The organism is Pseudomonas sp. Pseu.R1 (assembly GCF_045764065.1).
In the GTDB taxonomy this organism is placed as follows: domain Bacteria; phylum Pseudomonadota; class Gammaproteobacteria; order Pseudomonadales; family Pseudomonadaceae; genus Aquipseudomonas.
In genome coordinates this window covers 412,449-432,876 of record NZ_JBJGEE020000001.1, presented here as the reverse complement: position 1 = coordinate 432,876, position 20,428 = coordinate 412,449, and the positions used below count along the sequence as shown (strand labels likewise).

19 protein-coding genes and 2 pseudogenes are annotated in these 20,428 nt (G+C 60.3%); 16 read left to right on the top strand and 5 right to left on the bottom strand.

What is annotated here, in order from left to right:
* Window positions 1-36 precede the first annotated feature (36 nt).
* Together ACI5GA_RS02100 and ACI5GA_RS02095 are read right to left on the bottom strand one after the other, a co-directional pair.
* Entirely contained in the window at window positions 37-1,074 is a 1,038-nt protein-coding gene (locus ACI5GA_RS02100) for an LLM class flavin-dependent oxidoreductase (RefSeq protein ID WP_404632076.1), read from the bottom strand.
* An 86-nt stretch (window positions 1,075-1,160) separates the two neighbouring features.
* A complete protein-coding gene (locus ACI5GA_RS02095; protein ID WP_404632074.1) occupies window positions 1,161-1,646 on the bottom strand; it encodes a flavin reductase family protein in 486 nt (161 codons plus the stop codon).
* Between the two features lie 369 nt (window positions 1,647-2,015).
* On the opposite strand from ACI5GA_RS02095, the gene ACI5GA_RS02090 reads away from it, so the two are divergent.
* Entirely contained in the window at window positions 2,016-3,437 is a 1,422-nt protein-coding gene (locus ACI5GA_RS02090) for a purine-cytosine permease family protein (protein WP_421421442.1), read from the top strand.
* Between the two features lie 34 nt (window positions 3,438-3,471).
* Here the strand turns inward: ACI5GA_RS02090 and ACI5GA_RS02085 are convergent, their stop codons facing one another.
* The gene (locus ACI5GA_RS02085; RefSeq protein ID WP_404632070.1) at window positions 3,472-4,356 is read right to left on the bottom strand and encodes an alpha/beta hydrolase; all 885 of its coding nucleotides are present in this window, start codon (window positions 4,354-4,356) and stop codon (window positions 3,472-3,474) included.
* Between the two features lie 213 nt (window positions 4,357-4,569).
* Here ACI5GA_RS02085 and ACI5GA_RS02080 point away from each other — a divergent pair, with 213 nt between their 5' ends.
* From ACI5GA_RS02080 to ACI5GA_RS02040, 9 genes and pseudogenes are all read left to right on the top strand, one after another.
* A complete protein-coding gene (locus ACI5GA_RS02080) occupies window positions 4,570-5,475 on the top strand; it encodes a LysR family transcriptional regulator (protein ID WP_421421440.1) in 906 nt (301 codons plus the stop codon).
* A 191-nt stretch (window positions 5,476-5,666) separates the two neighbouring features.
* The gene (locus ACI5GA_RS02075; RefSeq protein ID WP_404632066.1) at window positions 5,667-6,092 is read left to right on the top strand and encodes a VOC family protein; all 426 of its coding nucleotides are present in this window, start codon (window positions 5,667-5,669) and stop codon (window positions 6,090-6,092) included.
* Window positions 6,093-6,419: 327 nt separating this feature from the next.
* Entirely contained in the window at window positions 6,420-7,205 is a 786-nt protein-coding gene (locus tag ACI5GA_RS02070; RefSeq protein ID WP_421421438.1) for a 5-oxoprolinase subunit B family protein, read from the top strand.
* Window positions 7,202-8,143, top strand: a complete 942-nt coding sequence (locus tag ACI5GA_RS02065) for a biotin-dependent carboxyltransferase family protein (RefSeq protein WP_421421436.1) — start codon at window positions 7,202-7,204, stop codon at window positions 8,141-8,143. Before ACI5GA_RS02070 ends, ACI5GA_RS02065 begins: the two co-directional genes overlap by 4 nt.
* Window positions 8,136-8,894, top strand: a complete 759-nt coding sequence (locus ACI5GA_RS02060) for a LamB/YcsF family protein (RefSeq protein ID WP_421421435.1) — start codon at window positions 8,136-8,138, stop codon at window positions 8,892-8,894. Before ACI5GA_RS02065 ends, ACI5GA_RS02060 begins: the two co-directional genes overlap by 8 nt.
* Before the next feature lie 202 nt (window positions 8,895-9,096).
* On the top strand, window positions 9,097-10,434 hold the full coding sequence (locus ACI5GA_RS02055; protein WP_421421434.1) for an MFS transporter: 1,338 nt from the start codon (window positions 9,097-9,099) through the stop codon (window positions 10,432-10,434).
* 203 nt (window positions 10,435-10,637) lie between these two features.
* Window positions 10,638-10,730, top strand: a pseudogene (locus ACI5GA_RS02050) (hypothetical protein); the annotation flags it as partial.
* A gap of 117 nt (window positions 10,731-10,847) precedes the next feature.
* Entirely contained in the window at window positions 10,848-11,513 is a 666-nt protein-coding gene (locus ACI5GA_RS02045; RefSeq protein WP_404632056.1) for a GntR family transcriptional regulator, read from the top strand.
* A 13-nt stretch (window positions 11,514-11,526) separates the two neighbouring features.
* Window positions 11,527-12,378 carry an urea carboxylase-associated family protein gene (locus ACI5GA_RS02040; RefSeq protein WP_421421433.1) on the top strand — a complete coding sequence of 284 codons (852 nt, stop codon included), beginning with the start codon at window positions 11,527-11,529 and terminating at the stop codon, window positions 12,376-12,378.
* Window positions 12,379-12,469: 91 nt separating this feature from the next.
* Here the strand turns inward: ACI5GA_RS02040 and ACI5GA_RS02035 are convergent, their stop codons facing one another.
* Window positions 12,470-12,871: a hypothetical protein gene (locus ACI5GA_RS02035; protein WP_404632052.1), complete on the bottom strand. Its 402-nt coding sequence runs from the start codon at window positions 12,869-12,871 to the stop codon at window positions 12,470-12,472.
* A 36-nt stretch (window positions 12,872-12,907) separates the two neighbouring features.
* A complete protein-coding gene (locus ACI5GA_RS02030) occupies window positions 12,908-13,807 on the bottom strand; it encodes a LysR substrate-binding domain-containing protein (protein WP_421421432.1) in 900 nt (299 codons plus the stop codon).
* A gap of 209 nt (window positions 13,808-14,016) precedes the next feature.
* Here ACI5GA_RS02030 and ACI5GA_RS02025 point away from each other — a divergent pair, with 209 nt between their 5' ends.
* The 6 genes and pseudogenes from ACI5GA_RS02025 to ACI5GA_RS02000 all read left to right on the top strand — a co-directional run bounded on the left by ACI5GA_RS02025 (window position 14,017) and on the right by ACI5GA_RS02000 (window position 20,376).
* Window positions 14,017-15,300 carry an MFS transporter gene (locus tag ACI5GA_RS02025; RefSeq protein ID WP_421425425.1) on the top strand — a complete coding sequence of 428 codons (1,284 nt, stop codon included), beginning with the start codon at window positions 14,017-14,019 and terminating at the stop codon, window positions 15,298-15,300.
* An 18-nt stretch (window positions 15,301-15,318) separates the two neighbouring features.
* Window positions 15,319-16,593, top strand: a complete 1,275-nt coding sequence (locus tag ACI5GA_RS02020) for a glucarate dehydratase family protein (protein ID WP_421421430.1) — start codon at window positions 15,319-15,321, stop codon at window positions 16,591-16,593.
* Between the two features lie 458 nt (window positions 16,594-17,051).
* Window positions 17,052-17,177 (top strand): annotated as a pseudogene (locus ACI5GA_RS02015) (GNAT family N-acetyltransferase); the annotation flags it as partial.
* A gap of 170 nt (window positions 17,178-17,347) precedes the next feature.
* Window positions 17,348-17,764, top strand: a complete 417-nt coding sequence (locus ACI5GA_RS02010) for a DoxX family protein (protein WP_421421428.1) — start codon at window positions 17,348-17,350, stop codon at window positions 17,762-17,764.
* Window positions 17,757-18,389 carry an antibiotic biosynthesis monooxygenase gene (locus ACI5GA_RS02005; protein ID WP_421421426.1) on the top strand — a complete coding sequence of 211 codons (633 nt, stop codon included), beginning with the start codon at window positions 17,757-17,759 and terminating at the stop codon, window positions 18,387-18,389. The genes ACI5GA_RS02010 and ACI5GA_RS02005 overlap by 8 nt, the downstream gene beginning before the upstream one ends.
* A gap of 148 nt (window positions 18,390-18,537) precedes the next feature.
* A complete protein-coding gene (locus ACI5GA_RS02000) occupies window positions 18,538-20,376 on the top strand; it encodes an amidohydrolase (RefSeq protein WP_421425424.1) in 1,839 nt (612 codons plus the stop codon).
* Window positions 20,377-20,428: the final 52 nt, after the last annotated feature.

Sequence of the window (20,428 nt, the reverse complement as noted above, 5' to 3'; positions counted from 1 at the left end):
GAGGCGCCGCGGCACTGGGGGCAAGCGTAGGGTCAATCAGCGAAACGCAGGCACCACGTGCTTGATGAACAGTTCCAGCGATTTCTTCTTCTCGGCGTGAGGCAGGCTGTTGTCGCACCAGAAGCTGAACTCATCCACGCCCAGCTCTTTGTAGTACTGGATGCGCGGAATGATTTCTTCCGGGGTGCCGATCATGGCGGTTTTGTGCAGGCTGTCGAGGGTGAACTCAGGACGTTCGGCGAATTTCGACTCCGGACTCGGGTCGAGGAAGCCGTTGACCGGCGTGGTCTTGTTGCCGAACCAGGCATCGAAGGTGCGGTAGAACTTCGAGATGGCCTTGGCGCCGACCTTCCAGCCTTCCGGATCGTTGTCCGCGTGGACGTGGGTATGACGCAACACCATCAGTTGCGGACGGGGTACGTCAGGGTTGGCGGCCAGGGCCGCTTCGAATTTATTCTTCAGGTCGACCACTTCTTCGTCGCCTTTCATCAATGGCGTGACCATCACGTTGCAGCCGTTTTTTACCGCGAAGTTGTGCGAGTCCGGGTCGCGGGCCGCGATCCACATTGGCGGTGTCTTGATCGGCTTTGGCACGCTGGTAGAGGTGGGGAATTTCCAGATTTCGCCATCGTGGGCGTAGTCGCCTTGCCACAATGCCTTGACCACCGGAACCATCTCGCGCAGGGCCTTGCCGCCTTCGGAGGCAGGCATGCCACCGGCCATGCGGTCGAATTCGACCTGATAGGCGCCGCGCGCCAGACCCACTTCCATGCGCCCGTTGCTGATGACGTCCAGCAGCGCGCACTCACCGGCCACTCGCAGCGGGTGCCAGAACGGCGCGATGATGGTGCCCGCGCCCAGGTGAATGGTGGTGGTGCGGGCGGCGAGGTAAGCCAGCAGCGGCATCGGGCTTGGCGAAATGGTGTATTCCATGGCGTGGTGTTCGCCGATCCACACGGTGCTGAAACCGCCTTGTTCGGCCATCAGCGTCAGCTCGGTCAGGTCCTCGAACAACTGTCGATGGCTGACCGATTCGTCCCAGCGTTCCATGTGTACGAACAACGAAAATTTCATGACGCTTACCTCGGGTAAATATGCCGTCCGCTGCTCGGCGGTCGGGCGTTTTTTTCGATAGACCGTATGACTTCGTATCGTCAGGCTCAAGCCAGCGCGGGCAGGGCGCCCATTTTGCCACGGCAGTAAACCATGGGGCTGGCGGGCTGCTCCGGCACGATCAGGTTCTTGACGGCGCCGACCATGATGGCGTGGTCGCCACCTTCGTATTCGCGCCACAACTCGCATTCGATGATCGCAGTGGCATTCGACAGCAGCGGGTTACCCAGCGCACTCAATGTCCATTCGATGCCAACGGCCTTGTCCTTGCCTTTGCGGGCGAACGCATAGGCTTCGCTCTGTTGCGTGCCGGACAACAGGTGAATGGCGAAGCGCTTGTTCTTGATCAGCGTCGGGTAGGAGTCGGAGCTGTAGTTGGGGCAGAAGAGCACCAGTGGCGGGTCCATCGACAGCGAACTGAAGGCACTGGCTGTCAGACCGACCACTTCGCCATCGTCATTGAGGGTAGTGATTACCGTCACGCCGGAAGGAAAGGAGCCCAGGACGTTCTTGTAGGCGATTGCGTCGATCATGTTGCTACCTCTGCGGTTCGGTGCCGAAGGTGATGAGTTTTATGTGTCTGATGGTATACCGTAATACTGATGATGCAAGTGTTTTTTCTTTCATGTTCGCAGAGTGCAGGTGGCAATCGACGTTGCGTGGTCCTTTAAAAACGCGGCTTTGATGCCTGCTGAACCGGTTTTTCCCTCATCGACTGAGCCTTGCAATCTGTCAGAAATAGCCCAACCGACGGTTGTCAATTGTTGGTATACCATAATATTGTGATGGCGCTCGTGAGTGCAGGGATGTGTTTGCGGCGTGACAGGTGTCCTCCGGCCACAGGCTCGGCGAGACGCTGCATGGTTTTAGCTGGCCACAAAGACAAGAATTCAGGCGAAACGATGACTACATCCGATACTCATGGCGGCAACGCCACCCCTTTGATTGAAAACCACACTGTCGATTACGTGCCGCTGGCCGAACGTCATGGCAAGGCGCGGGACCTGTTCACCCTGTGGTTCAGCACCAACATTGCGCCACTGCCTATCGTCACCGGAGCCATGGTGGTTCAGGTGTTCCATCTGAATCTGCTCTGGGGGCTGATCGCGATTGCCCTGGGCCACATGATCGGTGGGGTGTTCATTGCCCTGGCCTCGGCGCAGGGGCCACGCATGGGCATCCCGCAAATGGTGCAGAGCCGAGGCCAGTTTGGTCGCTACGGTGCGCTGTTGATCGTGTTCTTCGCGGCGTTGATCTACGTGGGTTTCTTCATTTCCAACATCGTGCTGGCAGGGCAGTCGATCCATGGCATGGTTCCCAGCGTTCCGCTGCCAGCAGGTGTGGTGATCGGCGCCTTGAGCGCCACGGCCATCGGTGTGATCGGCTACCGTTTCATTCACACCCTCAACCGCATCGGGACCTGGGTGATGGGCGCAGCGCTGCTGGCCGGTTTCATCATGATCTTCAGCCAGGACCTGCCCGCCGACTTCTTCAGTCGGGGCGGTTTCAACCTGTCGGGCTTTTTGGCGACGATATGCCTGGGGATCATCTGGCAGATCAGCTTCTCGCCTTACGTTTCGGATTATTCACGTTACCTGCCGAGCGACATCGGCATCGCCAAACCCTTCTGGGCCACGTTCTTCGGCGCGACCCTGGGCACCACGCTGTCGTTCAGTTTTGGTGCTGTGGCGGTCCTGGCCACGCCAGAAGGCACCGAAGCGATGGCGGCAGTCAAACAGGCGACCGGCGCGTTGGGGCCGATTCTGATGCTGCTGTTTTTGCTCAACATCATCAGCCATAACGCACTCAATCTGTACGGCGCGGTGTTGTCCATCGTCACCTCGATCCAGACGTTCGCCGGGCAATGGACGCCCAGCGTCAAAGTGCGGGTGATCCTGGCGACGTTGATTCTCGCGGGCTGCTGCCTCACGGCGGTGGGCGCGTCGGGTGACTTCATCAAAGAGTTCATCGGCCTGATCCTGACGTTGCTGATCGTGCTGGTGCCGTGGGCGTCGATCAACCTGATCGACTTCTACCTGATCAAACGCGGCAGTTATGACATTGCCTCGATCTTTAGCGTCGACGGCGGGATGTACGGGCGTTTCAACCTGCACGCCATCGTCGCGTACTTCATTGGCATCATCGTGCAACTGCCGTTTGCCAATACGTCGTTGTACGTCGGGCCGTATGCCAATTACCTGGAAGGGGCTGATCTGTCATGGCTGGTGGGCTTGCTGGTGACCTGCCCGCTGTATTACTGCCTGGCGACCCGCAACCGGTCGGAGCGGGCCAAGGCGGCGCGTTTGGGGTTTGCCGAGTCGTGAAGGTGACTGACCGCACGCTCGGCTCCGGGGCCGTTCAGTCGCTATGCTGATTATGCTCGGGTAATCCGGCCGCTCTGCGCAGTCCCAAGTGCAGAGCGGTGCTGAACATCTGGCCGTGATTGCGACCGCTGAACGATTGGTAACTGGCCTGAGTGCCTGGCAGTTCAGCCAGGTGTTCGGCCAGCAAGCGATTGGCATCGGCAGGCACGGCTGCCATCGCCGCTCTGCGTTCCGGTGAGCCACCATCGAACTGAGCGACCGGCGGTTTTCCCTCTCGTTCGCCTCTGACCAGCCGTATCGTGGGTGTCACCCCGGCGGGAAACCGGTTAAGCGCCATGCCGTTGTCGTAGGTGATGGGCTGATACCACAGCGACGCACTGGCGGCGATCCAGGTCTGGAACAGGTCGGGCTTCTGAAGCAAGGCATAAAGCGTGAACAGGCCGCCGAACGAGTGCCCCCACAGTGTCTGTCGTGTCGGATCGACAGGGTAATGCGACTGCACTTCTGGCTTGATCGTTGTCTGGAGCAGATCAAGAAACGCATGGGACGTATCACCGGTGTAATCCCGGGTGCGTTGCTCGCCGTCGTACGTGCCCTCGATGTCGTACCCGATCATGACCAGCAGCGGCGGAGCGCCTGCATCCAGTTCGCCAAGCCAGTCTTCCTTCAATTCAGCCATCACGTTGTTGCCATCGAGCAGGTACATCACCGGATAGCCCGCCGCCGAGGGTGCCCGGCGGGGAATACCGATATCCAGCCGGTAATGCCGTTGGCGGTCGGGGGAGTCGACGTTCAACCGTTCGAAGCGATAGTGAGCGGAGCCGGTTTCCGCCAAAGGGGGAATCTCCTGAGCGTCGGCCACTGCAATCGATGGCAGCGCGCCAAACAGCGTAACGATAAAGAATGCTTTCCAGTTCATGAGCCGCTTCGATTCCAAAGGCACTGGGTGGGGCGTTTTCCTGCGCGAGTCATCGATGCGCATGTGCAGAGATTCGCGCATCACGTGCCGATCGTCTACGAGACATCTTTCTTCCTGCGCGGGATGATCTGAAGCGTTATTCAGCCACCTGTTCGCTCCTGGCTGTTCAGTTCACGATAAACTCGCGGCTCTCCACTTGCCCGAGGCCCCAGCGTGATCAGAGAACTCAAAACCTTCATCAGCGTCGCACGACTCGGTACCTTCGCCGCAGCGGGGCAGGAGGTGGGGTTGACCCAGTCGGCGGTCAGCGCGCAGATCCGCAACCTTGAAGACAGCCTGGGCGTGAAGCTGTTCGACCGCTCTGGGCGCGCCGCCACCCTCAACTCGGCGGGGCAACGGGCGATTCCGCTGGCCGAAGAGATTCTGCAGATTTTCTCCCGCATGGGCGCACCGGACACCGACAACGACTTCCATGGCGCCTTGCGCATCGGTGCCATCGGTACGGTGCAGACCGGCATTCTTCCGCAAGTGCTGGTGGCCTTGAAGGCCAAGGCACCGTTCATCGAGGCCAGCCTGATCCCCGGCGTTTCGCTCAATCTGCTGAGTCTGGTGGACTCCGGTGATCTGGACCTGGCGATCATGATCAACCCGCCGTTTGCCTTGCCCAAGGACTTGCGCGCCGAGGTGATTGCCCGCGAGCCGTTCGTGCTCATCACCCCTAAAAATGTCCGTGGCAATGATCCGATTCAGTTGCTGCGAGACCATCCGTTCATTCGCTATGACCGCAATTCGTTCGGCGGCCGCTCGGTCACGCAGTTTCTGCGCGAACAAAAGCTGCATGTGCGCCAGGCATTGGAGCTGGATGAACTGGATGCCATCGTGAAAATGGTGCGCAGCGGTTTGGGTGTGGCACTGGTGCCGATGGCGGGGGTGTGGCTGGAGAACGCGTCGGAGGTGCGAATCCTGCCGTTGGGCGAGTTGACCTTCTCTCGGGAAATCGTCCTGCTGAGTCGTTATCAGCAGCGCCATGCGCCATTGTTCAATCTGTTTCGCACCTGTGTGATGGATGCGATGGCCAAACACAACGCCCAGACACGGCAGGCCAGAGCTTCTTTTTGAGCGTCAACGGTTTAGTCGGCCAAACGATAAGTGCACGGCTTTGGGGCGTTGCGTGTGTCTTTGGTGCAAAACGCTTTAAAACTCCACGACTCATCAAAATTATTGTTGCTCAGAACTAAAAATATCCGCTTTTACCGCGGGGTCTCTCAGTCAAGAATCAGCTCACGCACAACAACCTGTAGGAATACACCGTGAGCCTTTCTCCTTTCCACCTCGCTATCCCTGTTTACGACCTCGCTGCTGCACGGCACTTCTACGGCGACGTCTTCGGCCTGTCCGAAGGCCGCTCCAGCAATCAGTGGGTGGACTTCGATTTCTACGGTCACCAACTGGTGATCCACGAGCACCCGAAAACCGCTTCTCAAGAGTCGGTGCATTCCAACCCGGTCGACGGCCATGACGTGCCGGTCCCGCACTTCGGCATCATCTTGCACTGGGAAGAGTGGGAAGCACTGGCTGACCGCCTGCGTGCCCGCGAAACCAAGTTCGTGATCGAACCTTACGTGCGTTTCAAAGGCCAGGTGGGCGAGCAGGCGACCATGTTCCTGTTCGACCCGTGCGGCAACGCGCTGGAATTCAAGGCGTTCAAGGACATGAGCCAGTTGTTCGCCAAGTAATCGATACACCCTGAGTGACCGCGACCGTCGCCGGACAGGTTGTGTGAAAACGTCACGAGCGAAGGTAAGACAAGGCAAAAACAGGCGAAAAACGGCCGGGGTCGCGTCCGACTTTAGATGTTCTAAATGAGCATTTTTCGCCTGTTTTTAACGCCGTATTACCGAGCGCAGTAGTTTTCACGCGGCCTGTACAAGAGCGACGGCGCCCTTTGCCGTCTAGCCTTGCAGCGCCCTGATGATGTGTGGACTCCGCGTAGTCAAAAGCGGCGTTCCGTCCTGTGCTTGCCTGGCTGAACACCTGCCTGCTGCATAAGGATAGAGAACGGTATGTTATACATCAGTGCCCATGCGCCATCCGCGCCCGTTCCGGACCTGCGTCCGCCTGCCCGATCCTGGCGATTCGAGCCCTGTGGCGAGCGCTGCGTCATCCTTGTTTTCGACAGCGTTTTTTCGATCGAGGCCAACCGCGAGGCCGCCTCGGTTGCCAATATTCTGCGCACGCTGGCCAGCCAGGGTGCATTGCCTGGCATCACCGATGTGGTGGCGGCCATGGTCACAGTCGGCGTGCATTATTCACCGCTGGCGTTCGTGACGCTGGACGCTGATGCATCGCCATATGACGTGGTTTGCCAGGCGTTGAGCGCTGCACTGTTGCAATCGATCGGCGCGACTGTGGGTAATACGAACCGCATTGAAATCCCGGTCTGCTATGAGTCCGAATACGCACCCGATTTGGCAGCGATCGCCCAAGCTTGTGCGTTGACTGTCGACGAGGTGATTGCGGCTCACACCGCCGACTGGCTCGACGTGCTGATGGTCGGTTTCGCGCCGGGCCATCCTTATATCGGTCTTCACCCGCAGGCGCTGTCATTGCCTCGCCGTTCGGTGCCGCGCAAGCGCGTGGCGAAGGGCAGTGTGGGCATTGCCAACGGCCAGAGCGTGATTTACCCCGCCGAATTGCCCGGCGGCTGGAACCTGGTCGGGCGCACGCCGCTCGACCTGTTTTCCCCCTTCAACGACGTTCCCTGTCTGCTCAAGGGGGGTGACCAAGTCCGTTTCACCGCCATCAGCAGCCGTGAGTTCGAAGCGCTGGCGCGTGGAGAATCGTTATGACCATTCATGTCATCAAACCGGGGCTGCTGTCTTCGTTTCAGGACACTGGGCGGCATGGTTTCCAGCATTGGGGTGTGCCGGTGTCAGGCGTCATGGACGAAGCGGCGCACGAATTGTGCAACCTGCTGGTGGGCAATCCCAGGTCGTTCACCACGCTGGAAATGACCCTGCAAGGCCCGACGTTGCGGTTTCAGGCCAAGGCGTTGATCGCGCTGGCCGGTGCCGATCTGGGCGCGACACTCAATGGCGAGCCTTTCAAACCGGGCACCGCGCAGATCGTTGCGGCCAACTCGACGCTGAGTTTCGGCAAGCGTTTGCACGGTGCGCGCAGTTATCTGGCGGTGGCGGGCGGCTTCCTGTTGCCCGAGGTCATGGACAGCACCAGCACCAACACCCGTGGCGGGTTCGGTGGGCTGCGGGGGCGGGCGTTGCAGGCGGGCGATCTGATTCCGATTTGTTCCTCGTTCGCCAACCCGCCGCGTCTGGCCAAAACCTATGAGCCGTCGTCTGCGAGCCATGATGAAGATCAGCCGATCCGGGTCATGAAAGGGCGTGAGTGGGCGTTGTTCAGCGAACAGTCGCAGCAGGACTTCCTCAACGGCACCTACACCCTGAGCGGCGATTCGGACCGCATGGGCTATCGCCTGACAGGCCAGGCGCTGACCCTGTTGGCGCCCTGTGAGCTGCTTTCCGAAAGCGTGGCGTTCGGCACGGTGCAGGTGCCACCCAGCGGGCAGCCGTTGATTTTGATGGCGGACCGGCAAACCACCGGCGGCTATCCGCGTATCGCTCAAGTGGCCAGCGTGGACCTGCCGCGCCTGGCGCAAATGCTGCCGGGCGATGCGCTGCGCTTCTCATTGATTGACCTGCACGCTGCGCAAAAGCTCTTCATCGAACGCGCGCGCACTGTAAAAGCAATGGAGGCCTTCAATGCCTGAGATCGATTTCAACAGTGATGTGGGCGAGGGGTTTAGCCTATACCACGCTGGGGATGATGCTGCCGTCTTGCCGCACATCACCTCTGCCAACATCGCTTGCGGCTTTCATGCCGGTGACTCGCGCACCATGCGCCGAACGGTCGCGTTAGCGGCGCAACTGGGTGTAGCGGTGGGCGCCCATCCTGGCTTTCAAGATTTGCAGGGCTTCGGTCGTCGACTGATGAAACTGTTGGAAGACGAAGTGTACGAAGCGGTGGTGTATCAAGTCGGCGCGTTGATGGGCTTCACCTGTGCGGCGGGTGTGCCGCTCAAGCACGTCAAACCCCACGGCGCGTTGTACAACCTGGCGGCGACTCACCGACCGACAGCCGATGCGATCTGCCATGCAGTCAAGGACATCGACCCTGGCCTGATGCTGTTTGGCCTGTCAGGCAGCGAACTGACGGCGGCGGCGACCGCATGCGGCTTGAAGGTGGCCCATGAAGTGTTCGCCGACCGCACCTATCAGGACGACGGCACGCTGACCCCGCGCGGGCAGCCCGGCGCGATGATCGAGGATGTCACCGTGGCGGTCGATCAGGTCCTGAACATGCTCCATCCCGGTGAAGTGCGCAGCATCCAGGGCAACTGGGTTCCAGTGCGCGCCGAGACCTTGTGCATTCATGGCGATCAGCCGGGCGCGGCGGCGTTTGCGTGGTCGATCAAACAAGCGCTGCTAAGCGAAGGGGTGGTGATCAGAAGTCCTGTTTGACGGCGTGGTTTAGTGACACACACATAAAACGTTCGTAGCCATTCAACAATAATAAGGAGCGCTACATGCAGAACAGATTCATCAACATTTACCTCTGCCAGGGTCAGCGGAAGTTAACTATTCAACGCGTTTGATTAGCCACTTCTTGTACGACCTACCGCCCAATAACTCTATTAGCCAGCGGCTAAGATGGAAGGTAAATATGTCTCGCGTGCTTTCTGAAATCGATACAACTTCCGGTGTTGCCCGTTCGTTCAGTCAGGACAGTGATTCGACCATGATTGCCAAGCGTGCGGCCATGGCGTCGGCCACCGGCACAGCGGTTGAATATTACGAGTTCAGTATCTACGGCTACATGGCAACCATTATTGCGCCGCTGTTTTTCCCCAGCGGTAACTCGACCGCAGCGTTGCTTGCCACCCTTGCGGTGTTCGGCATTGCTTTCGTGGTGCGGCCCATTGGCGGCATTGTGCTGGGTCGATTGGCTGATCGCTTTGGCCGCCGTAACGTGCTGCTCAGTACGGTGATCGGCATGGGCTTGGCGACGGCGCTGATCGGCGTGTTGCCGACGGCAGCGCAAATTGGCATCGCGGCGCCCATTTTGCTGGTGCTCCTGCGGCTGTGTCAGGGCTTTTTCGCCGGTGGCGAAGTGGTCGGCGCGGCGGCATTCGTGGCTGAGTCGTCGCCTAACGGGCGGCGCGGTTTCTTTGGCGCCTTCACTCCGGTGGGCGTGGCGATCGGTGGCGCGACCGGGGCAATCGTCTGTGGCGTGACCACGGGCCTGCTGGATGCCGAACAACTGCAGAACTGGGGCTGGCGCATCCCGTTTTTCCTGTCGATTCCGCTGGTGGTGTTCTCGTTCTACATGCGTCACAACGTCGAGGAAACCCCGGAGTTCAGGGCGTTTCTGGCCAAGGACAAACCACCGGTTGCACCGATTCGCGAAGTGTTCAGCCTTGACCTGCCGTCGCTGTTGCGCGTCATCGTGTTCGCCTTTGCACAGAACGCCGGGTACTTCATCGGCATGGTGTTCATGAACATCTACCTGACGACCTACCTGCACTTCGAAAAGACCAAGGTCTACTGGCTGATCGCAGTGATCAGCCTGTGCATGGCGGCGATGATGCCGTTCTGGGGTGGACTGTCTGACCGGATAGGACGAAAAAAAGCGCTGACCATTGGTTTCGTGGGTTATGTCGTCCTGGTGGTGCCGATGATGCTGTTGATGGGCAGCGGCAGCTTCTGGATCGCCGCGCTGGCGATGTTCATCGCAACCCTGCCGATGCCCGTGGTGCAGTCGGTGGGTTATCCGACCTACGCAGAACAGTTTCCGACCCGTGTGCGTTATACCGCCATGGCGATCAGTATTAACGTTGGGGCCATTCTGGGGGGCGGCCTGACGCCTTATGTCGTGACGTCGTTAATTGGCAGTACCAGCAACTTGTTGTGGCCTGGTTATTTCATGGGCGGTGCGGCGCTGCTGGCATTGATCGCGTTGACGACCTTGCGCGACACCTCCAAAGGCGATCTGCGTCGGTAAATAAACAATGCGTGCCCGCTTTATTGATCGGGCACTGTGGAAAGTGTCGCCATTGTAAATGTGCTTTTGAGTGGATATTCAGAGGGCGGACAGGCGCATATTGAATTAAGTGGGATATTGCAAAAGTCAAACAACGTGTGGCACTGATCGAGACGTCCAGTCTGGCAGCGCTTGAACTGAAAGAAGGCAAAAGTCATCTGCGCTTGCGGCGTGATCTGACCCGCGATGAAGGCTTCTGCAAAGGCGGCGTCAACATTCACTACTTGGAACACAAGCTGGCCGGTGAGAAACGCTGATCCAGTGATCCGTCCTGCTTTGCCCCTGGATGCACTTTTTGTGCAGTTGGCACAGCCTGTGCTGTCCTGATAGTTATCGGTTTGTTGAACAATCCGCCCTGTCAGGAAGTTCAGGCTGTGTCCATTGCCAAAGAAAACGGCCTCTCGCTGGCCGACCAAGTCGCTCATGAACTGCGCGAAGACATCATCAACGGGCGTTTGCTGTCCGGCATGCCGTTGGTGGAAAGCGAGCTGGTGCGCGGCTATAACGCCTCGCGTAACACCGTGCGCGAAGCGTTGCACCTGTTGGGTCGTGAGGGCCTGACCACCTATGTACGACACAAAGGCGTCATCGTCCGGCGGCTGACCGTCGACGATGTGCGGGACCTGTTCAGTGTCCGGCGGACCCTTGAATCCCGCGCCATTCTCGCAGGCGCGCCAGTGATCGAGGGGCAGTCGCAACCCATGGCCAACGCCATCGAAGCGGCCGAGCTTGCCTGCGAGCGGGAAGACTGGCGCGCTTTTGGCAGCCACAGCCTGCGCTTTCATCAGCACGTGGTGGGCCTGCTGGGCAGCCCGTCGTTCGACGAATTCTTCACCAACATCGTGGCGCAGATGCGCCTGGTGTTTTCCAGCGCCCGAGACGAAGCCCGCTATCAAACGCCGTGGCTGGCGCGGGACCGCCACATTTACCAGTTGCTCATCGAAGACCGTCGTCTGGATGCAGGCGAGGCGATGGACAGTTACCTCAACGATTCCGAACGTCAGGCACTGGATCTACTGTCCAGTGTCGCCAGACCCTGAGCAGGAGATTGCCATGTACAAAGACTACCCCGCCGCGTATCAGGTCAGTAAAGGCGCGGCCTTGCAGGTCGATACCGCTTTTTACGAGCGCATTCGTCAGGCGCAGGATGCCCGCACGCAGGTCGAGCAATTCGAGGTGCCGATTCGCACCGGACGAGCCTGGAAGGTCAAGGCCGGACAGGTGTTCCGCGTGACCACGCCAGTTGGCCCGCAGGTCGGCGACTTCAACGTGTGGAATGCCAACGACCCTCGCGAGCGCATGTGGGCGGCGCGCACCCGCCAGCTGCAGGGCGCCCACGTCACCACCCATGACCGCCTGTGGTCGAACCTGCCGTTCCTGCGTCCGATGGTCACCATCACCGATGACAGCCTGGCCGGTTACGGCATCGACGAACACGGCGGTCGCCTGCACGACCTGCTTGGCACGCGCTGCGACCCGTACGTGAACAAGATGCTCACCGGCGAAGACTTTCATCACCATTGCCACTCCAATCTGACCCGCGCCGTGCTGCCCCATGGCCTGACCGAGTTCGACGTGCACGATGTGTTGAACATCTTTCAGTGCACGGGGCTGAACCACGACGACATGTATTTCATGAAGGCTTGTCCGGCACAGCAGGGCGATTATCTGGAGTTCTTCGCGGAAATCGACCTGCTGTGCGCGTTGTCGACCTGTCCGGGCGGCGACCTGTCGCTGCCCATGTGGGGGCCGGAGGCGCAGGATCCGCTGAGTGTCTGCCGCCCGTTGGGCGTGGAAATCTATGACCTTGATCCAGCGTTGCTGGAAGGTTGGGAGCAGCCCAGACGCGCTGATTACAACGGCTTGCACGGGTTGAAGATTGGCAAGGCTGAGTGGGAGCAGTGAGCTCGCAGTCTGGCCGTAGCCTGTAGGAGCGTGGCTTGCCTGCGGTCGGGCGCGAGCAAGCCACGCTTCTACAGAACGATGAAGTCAGTTTTCACGCATCCCGCAACAGGTCGTGGGCGTCGAGCAGTCGCCAGGCGATTTCCGGGTGCTTCTCCATGCCTTTGCGGATGGCTGCTGGAATCGCGGTGCGGGTCTTGCGGCAGAGGCCGGGGAGTTCGGCGATGTCGATGGCGATCCCGCGCATTGTCCGCACCTCATTGAACCCCGGCGCCACATCCACCCGCAGGCCGAGCAGCTCGAACATGCGTTGCTGCATGTGTTTCAGGTCGTCCAGTGTGGTGATGTTTTCCAGTCGATCGAGCAGGCGCTTCTCTTCCTGGCGGGTCAGGTGGAGGATGCGCCGATCGGCTCCCGCCGTTTCCAGCAGGCGCTCGCGATCGCAGACGCAAGCGCCGGGCGGGCAGGGGGAGCGAATCGGCATCGGGGTGGTCATGGGCCGATCATAGCGAGGCGCACCGGCAAATCACAGTCACAGGCTCTCGGCTTTTACCGCCGCCCGAATGGCCTCCAGCAGCATGGTGCACGCCGGGTTGTCATTGTCCGAGCGCCAGACCAGATGCAATTCACTCTGCACCCCTTCGCCCAGATCGATTTCTCGAAACACCACGTCCCGAAACACCACATTGGTGGCACAGCGGGGCACCAGCGCCAGTCCCATACCCGCGTTGACCAGCGCCAGAATCGTCAAGGACGAACCCAGCCATTGCACGTATTCCGGCGTCACCTGTGCCGAGCGCAAGGTCCCGGTGAGCAGTTCGTTGAACGGCGGATAGGCGGAGTGGGAGTACATCAGAAATGGCTGCGCATCCAGGTCCTGCACGCCGACGGTCTCGGCATGGGCCAGCGGATGGTTGCCCGGGATCGCCAGCACAAACGGCTCGCGCACCAGACACTCCGTTTCATAACCGGGCTGCAACAGCGGTGCCCGCACTATACCCAAATCGATCCGCCGCGCTCTCAGCGCTTCATGTTGGGAATAGGTGTTCATCTCGGTCAGGGAGATTTTCACGTGGGGCTGTTTCAGTCGCGCTTCGGCGATGACCCGTGGCAGAAACTCGTACACAGCGCTGCCCACGAAGCTGATGGTCACCGAGCCGATATCGCCTTCGGCAAAGCGCCGCGCAGCGATGGCTGCTTGCTGCGCGCGTTCGAGCAAGGTCTGGGCTTCGATGAAGAACGCACGCCCCGCCGCGGTCAATGCCACGCTACGGGTGCTGCGAGTGAACAGCTCGACACCCAGATGGTGTTCCAACAGTTGAATCTGTCGGCTCAGGGGTGGCTGAGTCATGTTCAGACGCTCGGCAGCACGACGGAAGTTGAGTTCGGTCGCGACCGTCGTGAAGCAGCGCAGTTGAGCGAGTTCGAACATTGATATATTCCGGGTATCAATCAACAGTCAATCTAGATTAGACGGGAACAATACCAGCGTCCATCATCGAGGCATCCCAAAGAAAGCCCCCCAAAAAAACAATCAACGGGAGTCGCCTCTTGAACAATCCTCGTGGGTCTGTGGACCCGAATGCGCTGGCCCGAGCGGCCGCCAAGGTCAAACGGCATGTGCTGCCGTTGTTCGTGATCATGTTCATCGTCAACTACATTGACCGGGTCAATATCGGCTTTGTGCGCAGTCACATGGAAGCCGACCTCGGCATCGGCGCGGCGGCCTACGGCCTGGGCGCCGGTCTGTTCTTCGTTGGCTACGCGCTGTTCGAAGTCCCCTCCAACATGCTGCTGCAACGTTTCGGCGCCCGCGCCTGGCTGACCCGCATCATGTTCACCTGGGGCGCGGCCGCAATGGCCATGGCGTTCGTCAAGGGCGAAACCAGCTTCTATGTGTTGCGCTTCGTTCTGGGCGCGGCAGAGGCGGGGTTCTTTCCCGGTATCATCTATTACTTCACCCAATGGCTGCCTGCCAGCGATCGGGGCAAGGCCATGGCGATCTTTCTGAGCGGCTCGGCAGTGGCCTCGGTGATTTCCGGGCCGGTGTCTGGTGCCTTGTTGGGCATCAGCGGTTTCAATCTGCACGGCTGGCAGTGGATGTTTCTGATTGAAGGTTTTGCCTCGATCGCGCTGTGCGGTTTCGTCTGGTTCTGGTTGCAATCCCACCCCCGCGAGGCCAAGTGGTTGAGCGAGGAGGAGAAGGGCGCCTTGATCCTCGCGGTCGAAGCGGAACAGCGTGCTCGCGAAGCGACGCAGATCGTCAAACCATCGATGTTCAAGCTGCTCGCTGACCGCCAGATCGTGCTGTTCTGCTTCATCTATTTTTCGGTGGCCTTGACCATTTACGGCGCGACGTTCTGGCTGCCGAGCATGATCAAGAAGATGGGCAGCCTGAGCGACTTCGACGTGGGTCTGTTCAACTCGATCCCCTGGATCATTTCCATCGTCGCCATGTACGGCTTTGCCGCGCTGGCTGCCCGCTTCAAACACCAGCAGGCATGGGTTGCGGTCACGTTGGTGATCGCCGCCTGCGGCATGTTCATGTCCACCACGGGCGGGCCGGTGTTCGCGTTCGTCGCCATCTGTTTTGCGGCCATTGGTTTCAAGGCCGCATCGGCGCTGTTCTGGCCGATTCCCCAAGGTTATCTGGATGCGCGCATCGCTGCGGCGGTGATCGCGTTGATCAACTCCATCGGCAACCTCGGCGGTTTCGTCGCGCCCACCGCGTTTGGTTTTCTGGAGCAGACCACCGGTTCCATTCAAGGCGGCATGTACGCGCTGGCGATCACGTCGCTGGTGGCTGCCGTGGTGATCTTTTTCGCCCGTACCACCCCGAAGGGCGATCAACGGCCGTCGTTTGAGCCGACCGCGAATCCCTTGCAGCCCGCGCCCTTGAACTCCACCTCCAGCCTCAAACCCTGATTGACCGGGAGAAGTCTTTTGAAAATCACACGTGTCACCGTCACCCCGATTGCCTTTCGTGACCCGCCATTGCTTAACGCCAGCGGCATCCATGAACCCTACGCGCTGCGTTCGATCATCGAAATCGAGAGCGACAACGGTTACATCGGCCTGGGCGAAAGCTACGGCGACGCCCCCGCGCTGGCGATTCAGCAACAGTTGCAGCAGCAATTGATCGGCATGGACCCGTTCAACCTCAACGCGCTGCGTGCGCGGGTCAAGGCCACTGTTGCGGCGAACAAACCGGCCAGCATCGCCGGGGCTGAACTGGCGCCGGGTTCCCATGCGAGCAAGGCGGTGAGCAATGCCTATTCGGCGTTCGAAGTGGCGTTTCTTGATTTGCAGGCACGCTCGATGAACCTGCCGTTGGTGGACCTGCTGGGCGGCGCGGTGCGCGATCAGGTGCCGTTCAGCGCCTACCTGTTCTTCAAGTACGCCCAGCATGCCGATTCGCCGTATGCGCCAGACAGTTGGGGCGAGGCCATCAGTGAAGAGCAAATCGTTGCCCAGGCGCGGCGCATGATCGAGGCTTACGGATTCAAGAGCATCAAGCTCAAGGCCGGTGCGTTGGAGCCTGAGCACGAAGTGTCGTGCATCAAGGCGCTGAAAAAGGCGTTCCCGGGCTATCCGCTGCGCATCGATCCGAACGGCAACTGGTCACTGGACACGGCGATCCGCATGGCCGAACTGCTGGGCGATGACCTGCAATATTACGAAGACCCGACCCCCGGCCTTGACGGCATGGCCGAGCTGCACAAACGTACCGGGCTGGCGCTGGCGACCAATATGGTGGTCACCGATTTCGACGAGTTCCGCCGCAGCGTGGCGCAGAACAGCGTGCAGATCGTGCTCGCCGACCATCATTACTGGGGCGGACTGCGAGACACGCAGGCGCTGGCGAAAATGTGCGAGACCTTTGGTCTGGGTGTGTCGATGCACTCCAACTCGCACTTGGGCATCAGCCTGATGGCCATGGCCCACGTGGCGGCGGCGGTACCGAATCTGGACTTCGCCTGCGACACCCATTACCCGTGGCAGGAACCGGACGAGGAGGTGATCAAGGGCGGCAAGCTGCCCATTGTCGATGGCTGCGTGAAGATCACCCGCGAGCCGGGGCTGGGCCTTGAGCTGGATTACGACCAGTTGGGCAAGCTCAACGATCAGTACCTGACGTGTGGCATTCGCTCGCGCGATGACGTGAAGCAGATGCAGAAGTACAAGCCGGAGTGGAAGGCGGTCAAACCGCGGTATTAAAACGCAAGCTCACGCGGTGGGAGCCTCTATGGTCCAACCGCATTCACCGCCTGGGCGGATTCCTTGCCTCCAGGCTTCTGCCGTTGCCGTTGCTTTTGATCTTGGGACGCGCCAGTTCAGACACCACCGAACGCGACTTGAGTTCAGCCTGCACCCAAGTCGCGTTCGACGGTGTCCGGACCGGCGTGTCCAAAGATCAAGATCAACAGCCACGGCCAACGCGGGATCTTCAAGCTGGCAAGTGACCCGTGGTAGCCGGCTTGCTGGCGAAGGCAGTGGACAGTCAGCCTGTGCGTATCTGACACTCCGCACTCGCCAGCAAACCGACTGCCACATCTTTTAAAGCTTCGTTCATGACCCCACCATCGCGCACCTCTCAGATCACCGACGTTCGCCCCGACCAGATCCCCGAGGTGGTGAATTTCGTCATGCAGGCACGGGCGCAAATGTTTCCCATGCTGTACCTGCACACCCACCCGTTTCTGCCGGGCGCGATCAGTTTCTGGCAGCGTCAGGGCTTCACCATCGTCGACATCGAAGACGATCCGCTGTGGCAGACCACCCACATGCAGCGCGTGCTCTGAGCGGTTCGGGGTGACCAGAAACAATTCGTAGCAATCACTCCTCACACAAACGGTCCAAGTGCAGCACGTCTGTTCAAGACCCCAAAGTCCTACCGCGACACTATGGCTTCATCCTTCGTCACTGGCGTTTTTCGCAGGTGGCGGACTTTCGATGATGACTGTGGTGCGCAATGAGCCATTCAACTTCCAACGACCGCGCGCAAGACCTGGGCCTGCTGTTTCTGCGGGCCAGCGGGGCGTTGTTTCTGCTGTTCGTTCACGGCCTGCCGAAGCTGCTGGACTTCAAGGCGCAACTGGCGCTGATCGAAGACCCGTTCCACATGGGGGCGAGCCTGACCCTGTGCATGGCGATTTTCGCTGAGGTCTTGTGCCCGTTGCTGATCCTGTTCGGTGTGCTGACGCGTCTGGCCTGCCTGCCGATCCTGTTTCTGCTGCTGGTGGCGATGGTGGTGGTGCACAGCGAGTGGACCGTGGAACAGGGCCAGTTTGGCTGGTTGCTCACCCTCATCTTTACCAGTGTGCTGATCGCCGGACCTGGCCGTCTGGCGCTCAATGTTCGTTTGCCGGGAGCGCTTCGCTATGCCTGAGTCCGCCATCTCCACCGACGTTTCCACGACGTCGAAACTGTCCGCCGACGAGATCGTCACGCTGGTGGTCAAACACCGGGTCAAGCAAGGCCTGGAGGCGCATTACGAAGCGTGGTTGCGCCGCATTGTGGCGATTGCCGCCAGTTATCCGGGGCATCTGGGGGTCGACGTCATTCGAGGCAAAGCCGACGGTTTGAGCCTGTTTACCTGCGTGCTGCGTTTCTGCTCCACCGACGCCATGCAAAGCTGGCTGGACTCCAGCGAGCGTCGCGAACTGGTGGCCGAAGCGTCGCCGATGCTGGCCGATGGTGACGTCACTGAAGTCAATCGCCACAACGAATTCTGGTTCGTGCCCGCCAGTGAACTGCCGCCACCACCGCGCTGGAAGCAGGCCGTGGTGACTTTTTTCGTGATCTGCCCGCTGACCTTGCTGATCCCGCTGCTGTGGGGGCCGGTGTTCGGTGCGTTCCCGTTGCTGGGTAATTACGTGATCAGCACCGCGCTGGTCACTGTGACTATCGTTCTGCTGGTGGTGTACCTGTTGATGCCCGCGGCGACCCGCCTGGCCGCCCCTTGGCTGAACGCCCGGCCAGCGCCGGTGCCCGGTGGCGATCATGAAGGATGAATCCAACGATGAATCGCTGACCAGCAGCGGGCGCCGCGATTTCGTGACCAAGGGCTCTCTGCTCGGTGCCGCCGCTGCCCTTTTGTCTTCACTGCCTGTCGCCGGCCTTGCGGTCGGCGCTTCAAAACATTCTGCCCATGGAGGCGCGATGAACGTCGATCTGATTCTCTACAACGGTAACTTCCACACGGTTGACCCGGAAAAGCCCAGGGCCAGTGCCGTGGCCATCGGCGGTGGCAAGTTCGTCGCGGTCGGTAACGATGCCGAGATCATGGCCCTGCGCGGCAGCGCGACCCAGGTCATCGACCTGCACAAGCGCACGATGATCCCGGGCCTGAACGACTCGCACCTGCACCTGATTCGTGGCGGCCTGAACTACAACCTGGAACTGCGCTGGGAAGGCGTGCCTTCGCTGGCCGATGGCCTGCGCATGCTCAAGGCCCAGGCTGATCGCACGCCGACCCCGCAGTGGGTCCGTGTCGTGGGAGGCTGGAACGAATTCCAGTTCGCCGAGAAGCGCCTGCCAACCATCGAAGAACTCAACCAGGCTGCGCCGGACACCCCGGTTTTCGTCCTGCACCTGTACGACCGTGCCCTGTTGAACCGCGCTGCGCTGCGCGTGGCCGGTTACACCCGTGACACGCCAAACCCGCCGGGCGGCGAGATCGTGCGTGACAGCAATGGCGACCCAACCGGTATGCTGGTGGCCCGCCCGAACGCGATGATCCTGTACTCCACGTTGGCCAAAGGGCCGAAGCTACCGCTGGAATATCAGGTCAACTCGACCCGTCAATTCATGCGCGAGCTGAACCGTCTGGGCCTGACCAGCGCCATCGACGCTGGCGGCGGTTTCCAGAACTACCCGGACGATTACGAGGTGATCAACCAACTGGCCGAAGCCAAGCAGTTGACCGTGCGTATCGCCTACAACCTGTTCACTCAAAAGCCGAAAGAAGAGCTGAACGACTTCAAGCACTGGACCAGCACCGTCAAACTGCACCAGGGCGACGACTTCCTGCGGCACAACGGCGCGGGCGAAATGCTGACCTTCTCGGCGGCGGACTTCGAAGACTTCCTCGAACCGCGCCCGGACCTGCCGCCTGGCATGGAGCAGGACTTGGAGCCGGTGGTTCGCCATCTGGTGGAAAATCGCTGGCCGTTCCGCCTGCACGCCACCTACGACGAATCGATCTCGCGCATGCTCGACGTGTTCGAGAAGGTCAACCGCGACGTTCCGTTCGGCGGCATCCCGTGGTTCTTCGACCACTGCGAAACCATTTCGCCAAAGAACATCGAGCGTGTGAAGGCGCTGGGCGGCGGCATCGCCATTCAGGACCGCATGGCGTTCCAGGGCGAATATTTCGTTGATCGTTATGGCAAACAGGCCGCTGAAGCCACGCCACCGATCAAGCGCATGCTGGCTGAAGGCGTGCCGGTCGGCGCGGGCACCGATGCCACTCGCGTGTCGAGCTACAACCCCTGGACGTCGCTGTACTGGATGGTCAGTGGTCGCACCGTTGGCGGTCTGGAACTGTATCCGGAGGGCCTGTCCCGCGAGACCGCGCTGGAACTGTTCACCCGTGGCAGCGCCTGGTTCTCGTCCGAGCAGGGCAAGAAGGGCCAGATCAAGGTCGGCCAGTTGGCGGACGTGGTGGCGCTGTCCCAGGACTTCTTCAGCGTGCCGGAAGAGTCGATCAAGTGGATCGAGTCGGTGCTGACCATCGTCGACGGCAAGGTCGTTTACGCCACCAACGAGTTCGATCAACTGTCGCCGCCGAGCGTACCGGTGCTGCCGGACTGGTCGCCGGTCGCCAAGATGCCGGGTCACTGGCGTCAGGGCGCACCGATGGCGGCTGCCGTGCACCAGTGCAGCGGTCCGTGCGCGGTCCACGCCCACAGCCACGACAAGGCCCGTCAGTCGAAAGCCCCGGTCAGCGACTTCCAGGGCTTCTGGGGCGCCTTCGGCTGCTCGTGCTTCGCGTTCTAAAAGAGCACAAAACGCCTTGCCAGGGTTACCTGGCAAGGTCACTCGCTGACGT

Excerpts from the sequence above, each read along its gene's own strand:
- ACI5GA_RS02010 (WP_421421428.1), top strand. The coding sequence starts at position 17,348 with ATGAGCCATTCAACTTCCAACGACCGCGCGCAAGACCTGGGCCTGCTG.
- ACI5GA_RS02085 (WP_404632070.1), bottom strand. The coding sequence starts at position 4,356 with ATGAACTGGAAAGCATTCTTTATCGTTACGCTGTTTGGCGCGCTGCCA.
- ACI5GA_RS02060 (WP_421421435.1), top strand. The coding sequence starts at position 8,136 with ATGCCTGAGATCGATTTCAACAGTGATGTGGGCGAGGGGTTTAGCCTA.
- ACI5GA_RS02070 (WP_421421438.1), top strand. The coding sequence starts at position 6,420 with ATGTTATACATCAGTGCCCATGCGCCATCCGCGCCCGTTCCGGACCTG.
- ACI5GA_RS02090 (WP_421421442.1), top strand. The coding sequence starts at position 2,016 with ATGACTACATCCGATACTCATGGCGGCAACGCCACCCCTTTGATTGAA.
- ACI5GA_RS02095 (WP_404632074.1), bottom strand. The coding sequence starts at position 1,646 with ATGATCGACGCAATCGCCTACAAGAACGTCCTGGGCTCCTTTCCTTCC.
- ACI5GA_RS02035 (WP_404632052.1), bottom strand. The coding sequence starts at position 12,871 with ATGACCACCCCGATGCCGATTCGCTCCCCCTGCCCGCCCGGCGCTTGC.
- ACI5GA_RS02100 (WP_404632076.1), bottom strand. The coding sequence starts at position 1,074 with ATGAAATTTTCGTTGTTCGTACACATGGAACGCTGGGACGAATCGGTC.
- ACI5GA_RS02000 (WP_421425424.1), top strand. The coding sequence starts at position 18,538 with ATGAACGTCGATCTGATTCTCTACAACGGTAACTTCCACACGGTTGAC.
- ACI5GA_RS02055 (WP_421421434.1), top strand. The coding sequence starts at position 9,097 with ATGTCTCGCGTGCTTTCTGAAATCGATACAACTTCCGGTGTTGCCCGT.
- ACI5GA_RS02005 (WP_421421426.1), top strand. The coding sequence starts at position 17,757 with ATGCCTGAGTCCGCCATCTCCACCGACGTTTCCACGACGTCGAAACTG.
- ACI5GA_RS02025 (WP_421425425.1), top strand. The coding sequence starts at position 14,017 with ATGTTCATCGTCAACTACATTGACCGGGTCAATATCGGCTTTGTGCGC.
- ACI5GA_RS02030 (WP_421421432.1), bottom strand. The coding sequence starts at position 13,807 with ATGTTCGAACTCGCTCAACTGCGCTGCTTCACGACGGTCGCGACCGAA.
- ACI5GA_RS02040 (WP_421421433.1), top strand. The coding sequence starts at position 11,527 with ATGTACAAAGACTACCCCGCCGCGTATCAGGTCAGTAAAGGCGCGGCC.
- ACI5GA_RS02065 (WP_421421436.1), top strand. The coding sequence starts at position 7,202 with ATGACCATTCATGTCATCAAACCGGGGCTGCTGTCTTCGTTTCAGGAC.